This window comes from Aeromonas sp. ASNIH4 (assembly GCF_002934425.1).
GTDB classification, from domain to species: domain Bacteria; phylum Pseudomonadota; class Gammaproteobacteria; order Enterobacterales; family Aeromonadaceae; genus Aeromonas; species Aeromonas hydrophila.
Genome location: NZ_CP026217.1, coordinates 5165001 through 5181864, shown reverse-complemented (window position 1 = coordinate 5181864; position 16864 = coordinate 5165001). Strand labels below are relative to the sequence as shown.

Genomic DNA, 16864 nt, shown 5'->3' with positions numbered 1-16864 from the left:
GCAAAACGGGCCTGAGGGCCCGTTTTTTTGTCTGCACACGCCCCTTGGTGAGGGGACAACTCAGCCACAGTCACCCTGCCAACGAGGCGGCAATCAGAAACTGGGCGGCGAAGTAGCTGGTCATCACCCAGGCGGTGGCATGGGGGAAGGGGCGGCGGAAGCGGTCCAGCGCCAGCATGCTGTCGGAGAAGAGGAACATCAGCGCCCCCACCAGGGCGGCGGCACTGCCGGCGGTGAGGGAGGCATGCCAGGCGCCGGCGGCGACCCAGGCCATGCCGATGATCACCAGCATGTAGCAGAACACGGGCACCTTCATCTCCCCGAGCTTGCCCCACAGCAGGCCGAACACCATGCCGGCCACCAGCAGCAACAGCAGGCCATCCACCAGATTCAGCACCAGCGGCCCCTGGGCGAAGCCGACGATGTAGCAGAGGTGCGCGACAAAAAACGCCGCCAGCCCCTGGATGAAGCGGTCGCTCGGCAACATCAGCAGCACGTCGCCGGCCAGCGACAGGCAGAGACCGAGCAGGATCCAGGCGTGGGAACCGTCGTGGTCATAGCTCTGATAGCCGAAGGCCAGCGCTATGATGAGCAGCATGGTCAACGGCTTGCTGATGTAGAACTGACGGGAGTCTGAGCCATAGGCCGCACGAATGTGCCACCAGCCCGATGCGATGATCAAGAAACTCAATAACATGCCCTGCTCCTCACGTGTTGCTCGCAGTCATACGGCAACATCTTCTTGCTGACAAGCAGAGTAACAAATTCCCCCGTCCAGTGGCAGAGGCGCTCAGCAAACGAGCAGTCTACGCCTAAAGTCTAATTGTCCCGCCCACCCTGTTCGGGCATAAGGGACGGGTCCGGAGGATCACCATGGAAGACGCAATGAAAAACTATCTGCCTGCTATCGATATCATGATGTGCCACCTTGGCATCAGCTTCGAGCAAGCCTGTGAACAGCTGGGCCTGAGCCAGGTGGAACAACAGACCCTGAGCCTGCTGCAAGAGCAGGATCCGCAGGAATAATCCCTCCCGGTGCTGGATATCATGGTGTGCCACCTTGGCATCAGCTTCGAGCAAGCCTGCGAGCACTGCGAGCAGCTTGGCCTGAGCCAGGTGGAACAACAGACTCTGAGCCTGCTGCAGGAGCAGGATCCGCAAGAATAAGCCCCCCCAGCGGGGAGCATGAAAACGGCGCCATGATGGCGCCGTTTTATTGACCTTGTTTTATGCTCGCACCACCCGGCGCCGTTGCAGCCAGACGATCAGTGCAAACAGCAGGAAACCGGGTAGCCACATCAGCTCCTTGCGCCAGCGCTCGGTGGGGGCCTTGACCACCAGGATCTCCTGGTCAAACTCCATGCCGGCTGCCGCTGCCGGACTGCCGAAGGTGACGCTGTCGATCAGGGTCTTGCCATCCTGCTCATAGAGCGCGAGCCCCAGGCTGGCGAGGCGGGCTTCCCCATCCTCCCCTGCCGGCACCGCCAGCAGCACGGTCGACTGACGCAGCTTGCCCACTGCATCCTCACCCTGGATCCGCAGCCGCAGGGTGCTCTCCGCCTCCACCTCGCCCAGGGTCTGGGCCAGCTGGGCCGGCGGTGTCTCGCGGTAGGGATCGTGCACCATGTCCATCCAGAAACCGGGGCGGAACAGGGTGAAGGCCACCAGCAACAGCAGCACGCTTTCGTACCAGCGACTCTTCACCAGGAAATGGCCCTGGGTGGCGGCGGCGAAGATCAGCATGGCAACGGTGGCCACCATGAAGATCAGCACCCCGTGGGCAAAGTCCACGTCGATCAGCAGCAGGTCGGTGTTGAAGATGAACAGGAACGGCAGCGCCGCGGTGCGCAGACTGTAGTAGAAGGCAGTGATGCCGGTCTTGATGGGATCGCCCTTGGAGACGGCCGCCGCCGCGAACGAGGCGAGCCCCACCGGCGGCGTCACATCGGCCATGATGCCGAAGTAGAACACAAACAGGTGCACCGCGATGAGCGGCACGATCAGCCCGTTCTGCTGCCCGAGCGTCACCACCACCGGCGCCAGCAGGCTGGAGACCACGATGTAGTTGGCGGTGGTGGGCAGCCCCATGCCGAGGATGAGGCTCAGCAGGGCGGTCAGCAGCAGCATCAGCAGCAGGTTGCCCATGGAGAGCATCTCCACCAGATCCGCCAGCACCAGACCAACCCCGGTCTGGGAGACGGCACCGACGATAATCCCCGCCGTGGCGGTGGCGATGCCGATGCCTATCATGTTGCGGGCACCGGCCACCAACCCCTCCCGCAGATCGATCAAGCCGTCCTGCAGGGAGCCGTAATCGTGCCGGCCATCGCTGCGCAGCCAGTTGAGCAGCGGCCGCTGGGTCAGCAGTATGATCACCAGCATGACGGTGCCCCAGAAGGCCGACAGCCCGGGCGAGAGGCGCTCCACCATCAGGCACCACACCAGTACCACCACCGGCAGCAGGAAGTGCAGGCCGGAGAGCAGCACGGTACGGGTGTTGGGCAGCTCGGTCAGCGGCTTGTCAGGATCCTCCGCCGCCAGCGGCTCATTGCTGGCGGCAATCTTCAGCAGCCCCAGATAGGTGGCAGCCAGCAGCAGGGCGATACCGGGCAGGGCATAGTCGCCCAGCACCGGCTTGAGCCAGCCCAGGCCGTAGTAGACCGCCATCGACAGCCCGCTGATCAGGGCAGCGCCAAAGGCAAAGCCGGTCAAGCGGCGCAGCCAGGGCTTGGGCTGATGATCGCCAATGGGCTGCATGCCGAGCTTGAGCGCCTCCAGATGGACGATGTAGAGCAGCGCTATGTAGGAGATGGTTGCCGGCAGGAAGGCGTGCTTGATGATCTCGACGTAGGGAATGCCCACGTACTCCACCATCAGAAAAGCCGCAGCCCCCATCACCGGCGGCATGATCTGGCCGTTGACCGAGGAGGCCACTTCCACCGCCCCCGCCTTCTCCGAGCTGAACCCCACCTTCTTCATCATGGGAATGGTAAAGGTGCCGGTAGTCACCACGTTGGCGATGGAGGAGCCGGAGATGAGGCCGGTCAGGCCGGAGGCCACCACCGCCGCCTTGGCCGGGCCACCGCGCAGGTGACCGAGCAGGCTGAAGGCGAGCTGGATGAAGTAGTGACCGGCACCGGCCCGCTCCAGCAGGGCACCGAACAGCACGAACAGGAACACGAAGCTGGTGGAGACGCCGAGGGCGATGCCGAACACCCCTTCCGTGGTGATCCACTGGTGGTTGGCCAGGGCGGTGAAGCTCACCCCGCGGTGAGCCAGCAGGCCCGGCATCCAGGGCCCCGCCAGGCTGTAGGCGAGAAATACCAGGGCGATCACCGCCAGGGCCGGCCCCAAGGCACGGCGGGCGGCTTCCAGCAGCAGCGGGATGCCGATGCAGGCGGTCACCAGATCGGCAGTGGTGAGGTTGCCCGGCCGCTGGGCCAGCGCCTCGTACATCACGAACAGATAGGAGGCGGCACCGGCGGCCACCAGCCCGAGCGCCAGATCGCCGAGCGGCACCCGGTCGCGCGGCGAGCGGCGAAAGGCCGGGAACACCAGATAAGCCAGCAGCAGGGCGAAGGTGAGGTGAATGGCACGGGTCTCGGTGTCATTGAGCACACCGAAGCCCAGCATGAAGGGCAGCGGCGAGGCGATCCAGAGCTGGAACAGCGACCAGGCGAGCGCCAGGGTGGTGATGCACCCACCCATGATGCCGAGCGGCAGACGCGCCCCCACATCCTGGGCGATCAGTTCCTCGGTAGAGAGTTGTTTATCTTGCATAGGGGTTAACTTGTGCCAACGAGTACAACGACACGACACCCGCTGCCACGGATTGCGGCAGGCGGGTGTCGAAGAGAGTGACAGCGGCCCTTGGGCCCGCTATCAGAGCCAGCCGCGCTCTTTGTAGTAGCGGGCAGCCCCTTCATGCAGCGGGGCGGAGAGACCCACCTTGATCATGTCGGCCTCTTTCAGATCGGCGAAGGCCGGATGCAGGCGCTTGAAACGATCCAGGTTGTCGAACACGGATTTGACCAGCTGATAGACCACTTCCGGATCCGCCTTGGCACTGGTGGAGAGCACTGCCTTGCCGCCGATGGACGGGGTCGGCTGGTCGCTGCCCTTGTAGATGCCGCCCGGGATCTCGGCCTTGCTGTAGTAGCTCTTCTCGGCCAGCAGCTTGTCGATGTCGGCGCCGGTCACCGGGACCAGCACGGCGTCGGTAGTGGTGGAGGCTTCCTGGATGGCGCCATTGGGGTGACCGACGAAGTAGCTCATGGCGTCGATGTTGTTATCACCCAATGCCGAGGCCTGCTCGGCCGGCTTGAGCTCGGAGACCAGGCCGAAATCGCCCTTCTTCCAGCCCTTCACCGCCATGATCTCTTCGAAGGTGTCGCGCTGGCCGGAGCCTGGGTTGCCGATGTTGACCCGCTTGCCCTTGAGATCGTCGAAACCGGCGATCTTGGCGTCCTTGCGGGCCAGGATGGTGAACACCTCGCTCTGCAGGGAGAAGACGGCGCGCATGTCGTCCATGGCCCCCTCGGCCTGGAACGGCGGCAGCCCCTTCATCGCCTTGTACTGATGGTCGGACTGCATGATGCCGAAGTTGAATTCACCGCTGCGGATGCCGTTGACGTTGGCCACCCCGCCACCGCTGGCCGGGGCGTTGCACTTGATCTGGTGATCGGCGGCGCCGCGATTGAGGAAGCGGCAGATGGACTGGCCCGCCACGTAGTAGACACCGGTCTGACCGCCGGTGCCTATGGTCACGAAGCGCTCCTGCGCCTGCACCGGGCCACCGAACGAGACGCCGGCCAGGACAGCCGACAGGGCACACGCCAGGGATAATCCTTTCATGTTGTTCATCCTTTTTGATTGATTCAGCTCGCCCGTTCCACGGGCGAATGCCGGACAAACCACCGTTCTGCGTCGGCGGTTGCCCATGACCTCGATATGAGGAAGCGGGTGAACGGCGAACGTTCCCCAAAAAGCCACCAGCATCCTGTGGTGAGACAGTCGGCTTCATGCCAACCGAAGATAATTGGCCCCGAGGGGGCCAATTAAAGAGTCATAACGGCTTCGATTAAGCACACGGCGCCAACATAAATCAAACAAAAACACAAAATGATGGATATGGATGACGAGAAATTTGAAGCCGATCATTAATTTGCTGATCAGAGATTAATTGGATGTGCTACCGGTCGGCAGACAGAGTGGGAGGTGGGAGATTCTTTTGCAGCCCTTGACTGGCAAGGGCTGCAACTGTGGTGACTTATGCTTGTGGCTTGGCCAGATCCAGAATAAACGCGAACTCCAGCGCGATATCCTCGTAGGCTTTGAAGCGACCCGACTTGCCGCCGTGGCCGGCGTCCATGTCGGTGCTCAGCAACAACTTGTTATCATCCGTCTTCAGCTCGCGCAGCTTGGCGACCCACTTGGCCGGCTCCCAGTACTGCACCTGGGAGTCGTGCAAGCCGGTGGTCACCAGCAGATTGGGGTAGGCCTGCGCCTTGACCTGATCGTAGGGGCTGTAGGCCTTCATGTAGTCGTAGTAGCGCTTCTGGTTCGGGTTGCCCCACTCGTCGTACTCCCCGGTGGTGAGGGGAATGGACTCGTCCAGCATGGTGGTGACCACGTCGACGAACGGCACCTGGGCCACCGCACCGCGATAGAGCTGGGGCGCCTGATTGATGACGGCCCCCATCAGCAGGCCGCCAGCGCTGCCGCCCATGGCGTAGACCTGATCCTTGGCGCCGTAGCCCTGCGCCACCAGCGCCTCGGTCACGTCGATAAAGTCGTTGAAGGTGTTCTGCTTTTTAAGCAGCTTGCCATCTTCATACCAGTGGCGCCCCAGCTCCTCGCCGCCACGGATGTGGGCGATGGCGTAGACGAAGCCGCGGTCCAGCAGGCTCAGCCGGGCGCTGCTGAAGTCCGGGTCCATGCTGGCACCGTAGGAGCCGTAGCCGTAGACCAGCAGCGGATTGGTGTGCGTACCGGCCCCCTCTTGCTTGAACTTGTCCTTGCGATAGACCAACGACACCGGCACGGCCACGCCGTCACGGGCGGTGATCCAGAGCCGCTCGCTGGCATACTGGTCGGCCTTGAAGCCCGCCACCGGCTGCTGCTTGAGCAGGGTGCGCTTGCCGCTGTTCAGATCGAGCTCGTAGGTGGACGAGGGGGTGGTCATGGAGGAGTAGCCATAGCGCAGGGCGCTGGTATCCGGCTCCGGGTTGTAGGCGAGCCAGGTGACATAGGCCGGATCGTCGAAGGCGATCTCCTTCTGCTCGCCGCTCTGCCAGTTGACCTGCCGCAGCCGGGTCAGCCCCTGACTGCGCTCCTCCAGCACCAGCCACTCCTTGAACAGGGCATAACTCTCCAGCAGCACGTCCGGATTGGGGGCGATCACCGCCTTCCAGCGATCCACCGGGCTCTCCTTGGTCTCGTAGAGGCCGAAGTTCTTGCCGTCCTTGTTGGAGCGCACATAGAAGCGGCCGCGGTAGTGATCCAGGCTGTATTCGTGATCCACCTGGCGCGGCAGGAACAGCCGCGGCGCCTGGGTCGGCACGTTGGCATCGATGAGACGCGCCTCGCCTGAGGTGGTGCTGGAGAGGGCGATGACGATGAAATCTTCCGAGGTGGTGGCATAGAGGCTCACATAGAAGGAGTCGTCCTTCTCCTCATAGACCAGCTGATCCTTGGCCGGATCCGTGCCCAGCTCGTGGCGATAGACCTGGTAGGGCAGCAGCGTCTTGGGGTGCTTGCGCACGTAGAACACCGTCTTGCTGTCGTTGGCCCAGACCAGATTGCCGGAGGTGTTCTCCAGCGTGTCGGCGGCCCATTTGCCGCTCTCCAGATCGAGGAACTGGATCTGGTACTGACGGCGGGAGAGGAAATCTTCCGCCACCGCCAGCCAGCGATTGTTGCGGCTCACCTCTAGCGCCCCCAGGGCGTAGAACTCGTGGCCTTCGGCGCGCTGGTTGCCGTCCAGCAGCAGGCTCGCAGCCTCTTCACCCAGCTTGCTGCGCGAATAGATGGCGTACTCCTTGCCCGGCTCGTAGCGAGTCTGGTAGCGATAGCCGTTCTTCACGTAGGGCACCGACTCGTCCTGCTGCGGAATGCGGGCCACCATCTCCTGATAGAGCTGGTCGCGCAGCGGCTTGATCGGTTTGAGCATGGCATCGGTGTAGGCGTTTTCGGCCTCGAGGTAGGCCAACACCTCGGGTTTCTGGCGCTCGTCATCGCGCAGCCAGTAGTAGTTGTCGACCCGGGTATCCCCGTGTTTCTTGATGGCGTGAGGGTGTTTGGCGGCCACGGGAGGCTGGATCAGGGTGTCGCTTGTGGGCATGGCGGACTCATCATTGGCATATGAACAGGGAACGGCGGCCAGACAAGCCAGCAGCAGAAGCCCTCGGGAAAAGGTGAACATGTCGCATCCTTTGCGCTGTAAAAGGGTTGGCGGACCTGAGCCTTGGCTCCTTGGACAGGGGATCAATCTGCCCCTTGTCGCCTTCAGTTGCAAGTTCTCCCGCGCCCTGATGTAAAAGGGCCGCCATCTCGCGATGGCGGCCCCCATACCTGACCGTGAGCGACACGGGCTCGCTCAGGTGTGCCTCACATGATGGAAGTGTGTCTGCCCACGGCCAGTTTTCATCAGCCGGGGTAGCTCGACCAGACCTTGGTCGCGCCCTCGTTGCTGATGCTCAGCACCTGATAGGGCTGACCCGGAATATCCATGCCTGGCGCACTCTGGGGCATGCCCGGAATGGTCAGGCCGCGGATCGCCGGTTTTTCCTTGAGCAGCTTCTGCACGTCGGCGGCGGGTACATGCCCCTCCACCACATAGCCGTTCACCACCCCGGTGTGGCAGGAAGCCAGCTGCGGAGTGATGCCGTACTGCTGCTTGACCGGTTCAAGCTGCTCGGTTTCGACGACCTTGACCTCAAAGCCGTTCTCTTCCATGTGCTTGATCCAGGTCTTGCAGCAGCCGCAATACTGGGACTTGTAGACGGTCATCTGCTCGGTTGCCAGAGCAGAAAAACTGACGGTACCGGCCAGCACGGCCAATAACAGGGACTTGTACATAACTCACCTCGGATAAGAAGAAATGCCCAAAAAAACAGAGGTACTCGACTCAACCGAGATGACAGGGCGGACGCTCCAGCCGGTCGGTCGGAACATCCGGCATGAACTGGGAGGGGGAGATGAAATCCGGGGTATCGGGTTCCAGCCTGGCAACCGTCAGGCTGTCGCCGGTGAGCACCGTCATGGCGAGCGCCGAGGTGAAGCTGCCGCAGGGCATGGCCTTCTCCAGGGTACGTTCGCTCTGGCTGCAATGAGGCGTCAGGGTACAGAGATCGGTCGCCGCCCGGCTGCCAAACGACATCAGCACCATCAGCAGACTCCACAGGGGGAGCCAGCGGCGGGCGCGAGCGAGTTGGCGACGGGTCAGAACCATGAGACGACTCATTGACGAAAGGTGGCCTATGGTAACCCTTGGCCCAGGGGGAGGGTCAAGCCCTCCCCCTCTTCCAGTCAGCCGCCATCAAGGTTGCTGACGGGTGGCCGCCAGCACGATCTCGCGCACGCAGACATTGGCCGGCTGGTTCCATGCATAGAGCACGGCGTCGGCGATCACCTCGGGCGCAATGACGCCCCCCATCTGATCCTTCCAGTCGTGGTAGCCGGCCTTGATGCTCTCGTCCGTGGTGTGGCTGAGCAGCTCGGTCTCCACCGCGCCCGGGGCTATGGTCACCATCCGCACGCCGACATCGGCCACCTCTTCCCGGATGTTCTCGGTCAGGGCGTGCACCGCGAACTTGGTGGCACAGTAGGCGGCATGGTTCGGGAAGGTCTTGCGACCGGCGATGGAGCTGATGTTGATTATGGTGCCGCTGCGGCGCGCCTTCATGCCGGCCAGCACGGCGTGAACACCGTTCAACACCCCCATCACGTTGATGTTGAGCATCTGCTGCCACTCGGCCGGGTCCTGCACGTCGGCCTGACCCAGCAGCATGACGCCGGCGTTGTTGACCAGACAGCCGACCGGACCGAATTGCGCCTCGGCCTGCTGGATGGCGGCCTTCATGGCGGCGGTGTCGGTCACATCGACCCCGATGCAGAGGGTATCGGGCAGCGCCAGCGCCTGCATGGGCTCGACCCGGCGGGCCAGCAGCAGCAGCGGATGGCCGGCGGCGGAGAAGGCGCGGGCGATGGCGGCACCGATCCCGGCGGAGGCACCGGTGATCACGACGAGAGGCTTGGACATGATGTTTTCCTTCTGATTCAAGAGTCGGTTTGAGCAAACAAGCGGCTGGCCAGCACGGAACGGGATCACTATAGTCACTGCATCCATCAGTGATAAATATTGTTTTCCGCTGGTTATCATCTGAAAAAACTATGGTTGGGCTTATGCTGGATCTGAGACTGCTGCGCTTCTTCATCGCCATCTATGAAGAGAAGAACATCACGGCGGCGGCCGAACGCTGCCACGTCAGTCAGCCCTCCCTCTCGGCGGGGCTGCGTCAGCTGGAAGAGACCCTGGGTGACAGCCTGTTCATCCGGGGCAAGAAGGGGGTGGCGGCCAGAGATCAGGCCCATTACCTCTATCCCCACGCAGTCAAGCTGGTGGAAGAGGCGCGCCGGCTGCCGGTGCTGTTTCGCCAGAAGGCGACGCGTGCGCGGCTCAACATGGCCATCATGCCGGACCTGAGCCGGCGGCGGGTGGCGGGATTGCTGCAGCAGGTGCAGGCTGTGCTGCCCGAGCTGGATCTCACCCTCTCCGATTACGGGACGCCTGCCGACTGTCGGCTGACCCTGGATGCCCTGCGCCGCGAAGACGAGATCTTCCTGCCGCTGTGGGAGGAGGATTATGTCTTGTGCGTGCGAAGTGACCATCCCCTCGCCAGCCGCCAGCAACTCGAGTTGGCCGAGCTACAACATTATGATTTTATTGAGTGCCCTCCCTGCGAAGCCCATCAGCAGACCATAGGCCTGCTGGCCTGTGACCGTCTGACCCTCAATCTGGTGGCCAAGGCCGAGAGCAAGGGGCTGGTGATGGCGCTGGTGCTGGCCGGGGTCGGCATCAGCTTTCTGCCCGACGGGCTGGTGGAAGACGAAGCGGGTCTGTGCACCGTGCCGGTGCGCGGGCCACGGATGTTCCGGCGCATCGGCCTCTGCTATCCCGCCCACCAGACCCTCAATCCGGCGCTGCGCGAGCTGATCCCGGAACTGGCGAGCCATGGCGCTTCTTGATAACGTCGCTGCTCAATGCATCTTTTTTTTCGCCGGTCGCTTGCACCGGCATTTGGCCCCTCTTCAGATCAGGAACCCATGAAACGCATTCTGGTTATCTTTTCACACCCGGCGCTGCAGAGCTCCCGGGCCAACAAACAGCTGCTGCAGGCCATCGACGGCCTGGAGGGCGTCACCCTGCACGACCTCTACCAGCACTACCCCAACATGTTCATCAACGTGAAGCGGGAGCAGGCCCTGCTGTCTGAACACGACATCATCGTGTTCCAGCACCCCTTCTACTGGTACTCCTGCCCGGCCATCATGAAGGAGTGGATGGATCTGGTGCTGGAGTATGGCTACGCCTACGGCCCGGAAGCCCACGCCCTCAATGGCAAGCAGTGGCTGTCGGCCATCACCACCGGCGGTGCCCCAGAGTCTTATTGCAGCGAGGGCTACAACCAGCGCCCGCTGCTCGACTTCCTGCTGCCGTTCCGGCAGACGGCCCAGTTGTGCGGCATGAGCTGGTTGCCGCCATTCGTGCTGCACTCCTTTCACAAGATCCGGGATCAGGAGGCGCTGCGCCGCTGTGGCCAGGACTATCGCCAGCTGCTGTGCGCCCTGCGCGACGAGCAGCTGACCCCGGCCCAGCTTGCCGGCAGCCCCTATCTGCGCGATCTGCTGGAGGTACTCTCATGACCCGCTCTCGATCCGGGCGACGGCCCGGCCTGCCGACATCGGCCTCCACCACAGTGCGGAGGATCCGCTGATGGGACACGGTTTGCTGTTCGATGCCTTCATCTACCTCTCCGCCGCGGTGATCGCGGTGCCGCTGGCCAAGCGCTGGGGGCTGGGATCCGTACTCGGTTACCTGCTGGCGGGCATCATCATAGGTCCCTTCCTGCTGGGGCTGGTGGGTGAGCAGAAGGATGTGATGCACTTCGCCGAGTTCGGGGTGGTGCTGATGCTGTTTCTGGTCGGGCTGGAGCTCAGGCCGGCGCTGCTGTGGCAGTTGAAGGGACCGATCCTCGGCACCGGCGGGCTGCAGGTGCTGCTCACCACGGCCGCCCTGACCGGTGTGGCCCACCTCATCGGCCTGCCGTGGCAACAGGGGCTGGCCATCGGCCTCATCCTGGCGCTCTCCTCCACCGCCATCGTGCTGCAGAGCCTGCAGGAGCGCAAACTGATGCAGAGCGAGAGCGGCCGCTCCGCCTTCGCCGTGCTGCTGTTCCAGGACATCGCCGTCATTCCCATCCTGGCGATCCTGCCGCTGCTGGCCATCGCGCCGGTGGCCAGCAGCAGCTCGGAGCTGGCCGGCTGGCAACACGGCCTGCTGGTGGTGGCTGCCATCTCCGGCATAGTGCTGGGTGGTCATTACCTGATGCGACCGGTGTTTCGCGCCATCGCTCAGTCCCACATGCGGGAGATTTTCGTCGCCGCCGCCCTGCTGCTGGTGATCGCCATCGCCGTGCTGATGGAGTCGGTCGGCCTCTCCCCCGCTCTCGGCTCCTTCCTCGCCGGCGTGGTGCTGGCGGACAGCGAATATCGCCACGAGCTGGAGGCCGACATAGAGCCGTTCAAGGGGCTGCTGCTCGGCCTCTTCTTCATGTCGGTGGGCGCCGGCATCAACTTCGGGCTGTTTGCCGAACACCCGCTGCTGATCCCGGCCCTGGTGGTTGGCCTGATAGTGCTCAAGTGGCTGGTATTGATGGCGCTCGGCTTTGCCATTCGCATCTCGCCGAGTCAGCGCTGGACCTTCGGGCTGGCGCTGGCCCAGGGCGGGGAGTTCGCCTTCGTGCTGTTCTCGTTCGCCGCCCAGAACAAGGTGCTGCCGGGGGATACCATCGCCCTGCTGACCCTGGTGGTGGCGCTCTCCATGGCGCTGACGCCGCTGCTGTTGATCCTCAACGATCGGGTGATCCAGCCCTGGTTCGACTATCGCAACCAGAGTGAATTGCCGCAGCACGAGCAGCCGGAGCTGGTGGAGCACCCGGTCATCATCGCCGGCTTCGGCCGTTTCGGTCAGATCGTGGGCCGTCTGCTGCACGGCCACGGCATCGGCACCACCATCCTCGAGCAGGATGCAAGCCAGATCGAGATGCTGCGCAAGTATGGCTATCAGGTGTTCTATGGCGATGCCAGCCGGCTTGACCTGCTGCACGCCGCCGGCGCCCACAAGGCCAAGCTGCTGGTGCTTTCCATCAACGATCCGGCTACGTCACTCGAAGTGATTGAAATGGTGAAGAAACACTTCCCGCACCTTAAGATACTGGCGCGAGCCCAGGATCGTCCCCACGCTCACGAGATCCTGCGCCAGGGCGTGGGCAGCGTGTACCGGGAAACCCTGGGTTCTGCCGTGGATCTGGGGGTAGAAGCCCTGACCCAGCTCGGCTTTCGGGCCAACCAGGCCTGGCGGGCCGGCCAGACCTTCAAGCAGCACGACAACTGGCTGCTGCGGGAACAGGTCAACTACCTGGACGACGAACACACCTATATCAACAAGAGCCTGCAATACCGGGACATCCTCTCCGATCTGCTGCAAGACGATCAGGAAGGACAGGAGCGCATTCACGCTCACAACTGGAACAGCGGTCTGCCCGACAACGACAAGGAAGCAATATGATTGCCTATTACCCCATGCTCAAACACCTGCACATGACGCTGGCGCTGGTCAGCGTGCTGCTGTTCCTCTATCGCTGGCTGCTGGCCCTGGGTGGCAGTGCCCGCCTGCAGCAGAAGTGGCTGAAGATCCTGCCCCATGTCAACGACACCTTCCTGCTGCTGTTCGGGGTGCTGCTGGCGGTGACCCTGCAAATGAGCCCGGGCCAACAACCCTGGCTGATGGCCAAGCTGATCGCACTGGTGGTTTACATCGGCCTCGGCGTCATGGCGCTCAAGCGCCCTGCGCGCAGCCAGAAGCTGGTGGCCGGCCTCGCAGCCCTGGCGGTTTTCGGCTACATGGTGGGCGCCGCCATCACCAAATCCGCCTTGTCCTGGCTAGCCTGATCCAGCCAAAAAATACCTGCCTGGTGGAGGGGAGCCATCCCCTCCACATCATATTCTGCATTTCCCCGTCATTTCTGTTTTTTCCTCTCCCCCAAATCCGTAAGACAGCACTTTTATTTGGTGATTTTTCATCATTTTTAAGCCTCGATTGCTGCCCAAAATGATGGCAATTATGTTTAGGATCATGTGGTTAGCTTGGTTTGTATGAAAATGGCGACAGTTGTCGCAGCAAAACTTGCGACATAGGCTGTCGCAAGGCATGGCTAGGATACACTCAACGCTAAACCAGTGAAGGCATGCACCATGAGTAAGAAGCTGTTACGACAACTGACCTTGGCGCGTTGCATCCCGCACCGCCCTTACAAGCTGACCGCCAGCCAACTCCAGGTAAAACTGGAAGAAGAAGGCATCCACGTCAGTCTGCGTACCGTGCAACGGGACCTGGAAGAGATGTCCGGCATGGGGTTGTTCGATCTCACCTCGGATGAACGCAGCAAACCACACGGCTGGTGCTTCGAGCGCCATGGCCTCAACGATTTTGCCAACATCATGCCGCTCTCCTTGGCAGTGGCGCTGAAAACCTGGAGCGATCAGGCCAGCCAGCTGTTGCCGGCCAGCGTCCTGACCGAACTGAACCCCTTGGTCGACAAGGCCAGCCAGGTGATCCGCGACAGCCAGAGCGAACTCGCAGAACGCTGGCTCGAGAGCGTACACCAGTCACCGCGTCCGTTTGCCGGCAACCCGGAGATCCGCCGCAGCACGCTGATCCGCGATGCATTGTGGCGCGGTCGCAAGTTCAGTGCCGAGATCCAGCGGGTCATCAAAGAGCGCACGGTATGGCTCTGCTACGACCGCATCAATCCGCTCGGTATCCTGAACCAGGCGGAAGGGCCGACCCTGCTCTGCACCCTGTCCGAGCTGGATCCCAAGGTCTACGGCATCCCGTTCGATCATATCAAGAACGTGGAACTGACCAACTTCAGCGCGACCCAGCCGAAGGATTTCAATATTCAGAAACTGATCCGCGATCAGGGGTATCAGGATGTCAGCGGGCCGATCCGCTTCGTCGGTCGCATCGATGCCAACTGTCCGACCCTGGTCGACGGCCAGATCCCTGGCCACAATCCACGCATGACCCGCTATGACAAGCGCAGCGTGGTGGTGGAAACCGAGGTGCAGGACACCCCCGAGTTCCGTACCTGGCTCAACAACATGAGCGGGAATCTGGAAGTGCTGGCGCCTGAATCCTTGCGCAAGGCATATCCGACACCGGGTAGCCGTGTCAGCTGAGCACCGCAGAAAAAGCCGGGCCAAGCCCGGCTTTTTGTATTCTTTTTGAGCATATTTATTCAACTAATTTTTAAGTCTTACCCACCGAATTGAGCCTGTTTGTACCATCGTTTTCGCCCCGTTTTTGCGTGTAAGAGATCCGCCATGGCAGCTGTAAGAGGCCACTGTGTCGAACCGTACGCGAAGCCATCTTTGAATCCACATGCTTTCCCATGAAACAAACTAATGCCATGATTTGTATGGCTTTATTTCTATAGCATTGGTCATTAATCCGTTATCGCCACGCCAACAACGCCGGATCCTCCCTTGTGCCGCCCCCTGGTTCCCTTAATATGGGTCTCACAAGGACGGAGCTGGTTCGGCAGGATGCGGAAACAGCGCATAAGTAGGGAATAAACCACAGGGTGTGGGCAAGGAACACCTCAGGATGAGGGCGGTAACCAGGACGGTTATCAAACGGATTGCAGGACACCACGGGACGTGGTTGCGGACACCTCGGGATGAGGCAGAGCAAACAGGATGATTGCTCTTCAGGAAGAATATGGACCTCGCAGGAAGCGAGCAGGACAGCTTCAGGATGAAGCGAGACAACGCGGATGGTTGTCTGTCAGGATGACGCAAGGAACACCACGGGATGTGGTAACGGACACCTCCAGGATGGAGAGAGTGCAGCAATCAGGAGCGATTGCCAGGCTAGGATGGCCACAGGACACCTCAACGGATTGGGAAGGGGATATTCCGAAGGATCAGGATAAAGTCAGGGATTGCAGGGAGCGTTGCAGTTCATGGACTGGACTAGATGACTTGAGGGGACGGCAGCCGCCGTCCCCTTTTCTTTATGTGCATTTTGTACCTGAACGGGTCAATGACAGGGATTCTATTCGCTACCACAGCACATCCTGTGTGCTCTAGAGCCCCTTCAATCTGGGTGCCCATTGTCAGCCAGAATACTCCCTCCCTCACCTCCTACACTTCGTGAACGCGGCTCTGGGTTGGTGCTCTGCAGGGCGGTCAAGTAAACCACCCGCAAAGCTCCCCCTCCATTTGCTCAGACCTTCTTAAAGGTGCTTCAACCAAGGAAGGCTCCCAGTGTAAAGCTGGCTCATTGCCAGCGACCACATACCCGCCGGAAACACAGGATGGAATGGACCCATCCCGACATGACCACCGTCTGGCTTTGCGTGTTTTACTGAGCCGCGTGAGGGGAAAAGAGGCAATTCGGGAAAAGTTAAACGAAAAAAAGCCCAGTCGTTAGACTGGGCTTCTTAAGTAGTGGCGGAGCGGACGGGACTCGAACCCGCGACCCCCGGCGTGACAGGCCGGTATTCTAACCGACTGAACTACCGCTCCGCTGTCTGGTTAGCTTTTTGCTAAATTGTTTGCCGCTTCAATGAGGTGTCATCCTCGCAGCCGGCTATGTGATTCGTCACATCACCGTTTAATTGGGTGCCTGGCAGTGTCCTACTCTCGCATGGCGAATGCCACACTACCATCGGCGCTACCGCGTTTCACTTCTGAGTTCGGCATGGGTTCAGGTGGTTCCACGGCGCTATGGCCGCCAGGCAAATTCTTCAATCTAAGAAAGCTGATTTTGTTGTTCGTTCTCGGTATCTGCTACAAGCCTTAGAACACTTCTTGGGTGTTGTATGGTTAAGCCTCACGGGTAATTAGTATGGGTTAGCTCAACACGTCGCCGCGCTTACACACCCCACCTATCAACGTTGTGGTCTCCAACGGCCCTTTAGGACCCTCAAGGGGTCAGGGATGACTCATCTCAGGGCTCGCTTCCCGCTTAGATGCTTTCAGCGGTTATCGATTCCGAACTTAGCTACCGGGCAGTGCCACTGGCGTGACAACCCGAACACCAGAGGTTCGTTCACTCCGGTCCTCTCGTACTAGGAGCAACTCCCTTCAATCATCCAACGCCCACGGCAGATAGGGACCGAACTGTCTCACGACGTTCTGAACCCAGCTCGCGTACCACTTTAAATGGCGAACAGCCATACCCTTGGGACCGACTTCAGCCCCAGGATGTGATGAGCCGACATCGAGGTGCCAAACACCGCCGTCGATATGAACTCTTGGGCGGTATCAGCCTGTTATCCCCGGAGTACCTTTTATCCGTTGAGCGATGGCCCTTCCATTCAGAACCACCGGATCACTATGACCTACTTTCGTACCTGCTCGACCTGTCCGTCTCGCAGTTAAGCTGGCTTATGCCATTGCACTAACCTCCTGATGTCCGACCAGGATTAGCCAACCTTCGTGCTCCTCCGTTACTCTTTGGGAGGAGACCGCCCCAGTCAAACTACCCACCAGGCACTGTCCGCGACCCAGATTC

General features: G+C 61.3%; 14 protein-coding genes, 1 tRNA gene and 2 rRNA genes (1 of these 17 running past the window's edge). 7 read left to right on the top strand and 10 right to left on the bottom strand.

Annotated features, from left to right (window positions below):
* Positions 1-70: 70 nt before the first annotated feature.
* Positions 71-697, bottom strand: a complete 627-nt coding sequence (locus C2U40_RS24380) for a lysoplasmalogenase (protein ID WP_011704333.1) — start codon at positions 695-697, stop codon at positions 71-73.
* Between the two features lie 188 nt (positions 698-885).
* Here C2U40_RS24380 and C2U40_RS24375 point away from each other — a divergent pair, with 188 nt between their 5' ends.
* Together C2U40_RS24375 and C2U40_RS26865 are read left to right on the top strand one after the other, a co-directional pair.
* On the top strand, positions 886-1026 hold the full coding sequence (locus C2U40_RS24375; protein ID WP_016349126.1) for a hypothetical protein: 141 nt from the start codon (positions 886-888) through the stop codon (positions 1024-1026).
* A 9-nt stretch (positions 1027-1035) separates the two neighbouring features.
* On the top strand, positions 1036-1167 hold the full coding sequence (locus C2U40_RS26865; protein ID WP_258040505.1) for a hypothetical protein: 132 nt from the start codon (positions 1036-1038) through the stop codon (positions 1165-1167).
* A 60-nt stretch (positions 1168-1227) separates the two neighbouring features.
* Here C2U40_RS26865 and C2U40_RS24365 read toward each other — a convergent pair whose 3' ends face one another.
* The 6 genes from C2U40_RS24365 to C2U40_RS24340 form a co-directional block, all read right to left on the bottom strand.
* Entirely contained in the window at positions 1228-3780 is a 2553-nt protein-coding gene (locus tag C2U40_RS24365) for a TRAP transporter permease (RefSeq protein WP_103829086.1), read from the bottom strand.
* 102 nt (positions 3781-3882) lie between these two features.
* Entirely contained in the window at positions 3883-4854 is a 972-nt protein-coding gene (locus C2U40_RS24360; protein ID WP_016349123.1) for a TAXI family TRAP transporter solute-binding subunit, read from the bottom strand.
* Between the two features lie 415 nt (positions 4855-5269).
* Entirely contained in the window at positions 5270-7423 is a 2154-nt protein-coding gene (locus C2U40_RS24355) for a S9 family peptidase (protein WP_181014952.1), read from the bottom strand.
* Positions 7424-7647: 224 nt separating this feature from the next.
* Positions 7648-8079, bottom strand: a complete 432-nt coding sequence (locus C2U40_RS24350; protein WP_011704327.1) for a DUF411 domain-containing protein — start codon at positions 8077-8079, stop codon at positions 7648-7650.
* Between the two features lie 49 nt (positions 8080-8128).
* Positions 8129-8452, bottom strand: a complete 324-nt coding sequence (locus C2U40_RS24345; protein WP_103829084.1) for a hypothetical protein — start codon at positions 8450-8452, stop codon at positions 8129-8131.
* An 87-nt stretch (positions 8453-8539) separates the two neighbouring features.
* Positions 8540-9262, bottom strand: coding sequence for an SDR family oxidoreductase (locus C2U40_RS24340; protein ID WP_162498786.1), 723 nt, complete (start codon positions 9260-9262; stop codon positions 8540-8542).
* 143 nt (positions 9263-9405) lie between these two features.
* Here C2U40_RS24340 and C2U40_RS24335 point away from each other — a divergent pair, with 143 nt between their 5' ends.
* The 5 genes from C2U40_RS24335 to C2U40_RS24315 all read left to right on the top strand — a co-directional run bounded on the left by C2U40_RS24335 (position 9406) and on the right by C2U40_RS24315 (position 14523).
* The gene (locus tag C2U40_RS24335) at positions 9406-10248 is read left to right on the top strand and encodes a LysR family transcriptional regulator (RefSeq protein ID WP_181014951.1); all 843 of its coding nucleotides are present in this window, start codon (positions 9406-9408) and stop codon (positions 10246-10248) included.
* Between the two features lie 78 nt (positions 10249-10326).
* Positions 10327-10926 carry a glutathione-regulated potassium-efflux system oxidoreductase KefF gene (gene kefF / locus C2U40_RS24330; protein WP_016349118.1) on the top strand — a complete coding sequence of 200 codons (600 nt, stop codon included), beginning with the start codon at positions 10327-10329 and terminating at the stop codon, positions 10924-10926.
* 70 nt (positions 10927-10996) lie between these two features.
* Positions 10997-12850, top strand: a complete 1854-nt coding sequence (locus C2U40_RS24325; protein WP_103829082.1) for a monovalent cation:proton antiporter-2 (CPA2) family protein — start codon at positions 10997-10999, stop codon at positions 12848-12850.
* A complete protein-coding gene (locus C2U40_RS24320) occupies positions 12847-13233 on the top strand; it encodes a SirB2 family protein (protein ID WP_016349116.1) in 387 nt (128 codons plus the stop codon). The genes C2U40_RS24325 and C2U40_RS24320 overlap by 4 nt, the downstream gene beginning before the upstream one ends.
* A 303-nt stretch (positions 13234-13536) precedes the next feature.
* Entirely contained in the window at positions 13537-14523 is a 987-nt protein-coding gene (locus C2U40_RS24315; protein WP_005308002.1) for a helix-turn-helix transcriptional regulator, read from the top strand.
* A 1273-nt stretch (positions 14524-15796) separates the two neighbouring features.
* Here C2U40_RS24315 and C2U40_RS24305 read toward each other — a convergent pair.
* The 3 genes from C2U40_RS24305 to C2U40_RS24295 form a co-directional block, all read right to left on the bottom strand.
* Positions 15797-15873, bottom strand: a tRNA-Asp gene (locus tag C2U40_RS24305).
* Between the two features lie 98 nt (positions 15874-15971).
* Positions 15972-16086: ribosomal RNA gene (gene rrf / locus C2U40_RS24300) — 5S ribosomal RNA — on the bottom strand.
* Positions 16087-16169: 83 nt separating this feature from the next.
* Positions 16170-16864 (bottom strand): 23S ribosomal RNA (locus tag C2U40_RS24295) (it continues 2194 nt past the right edge of the window).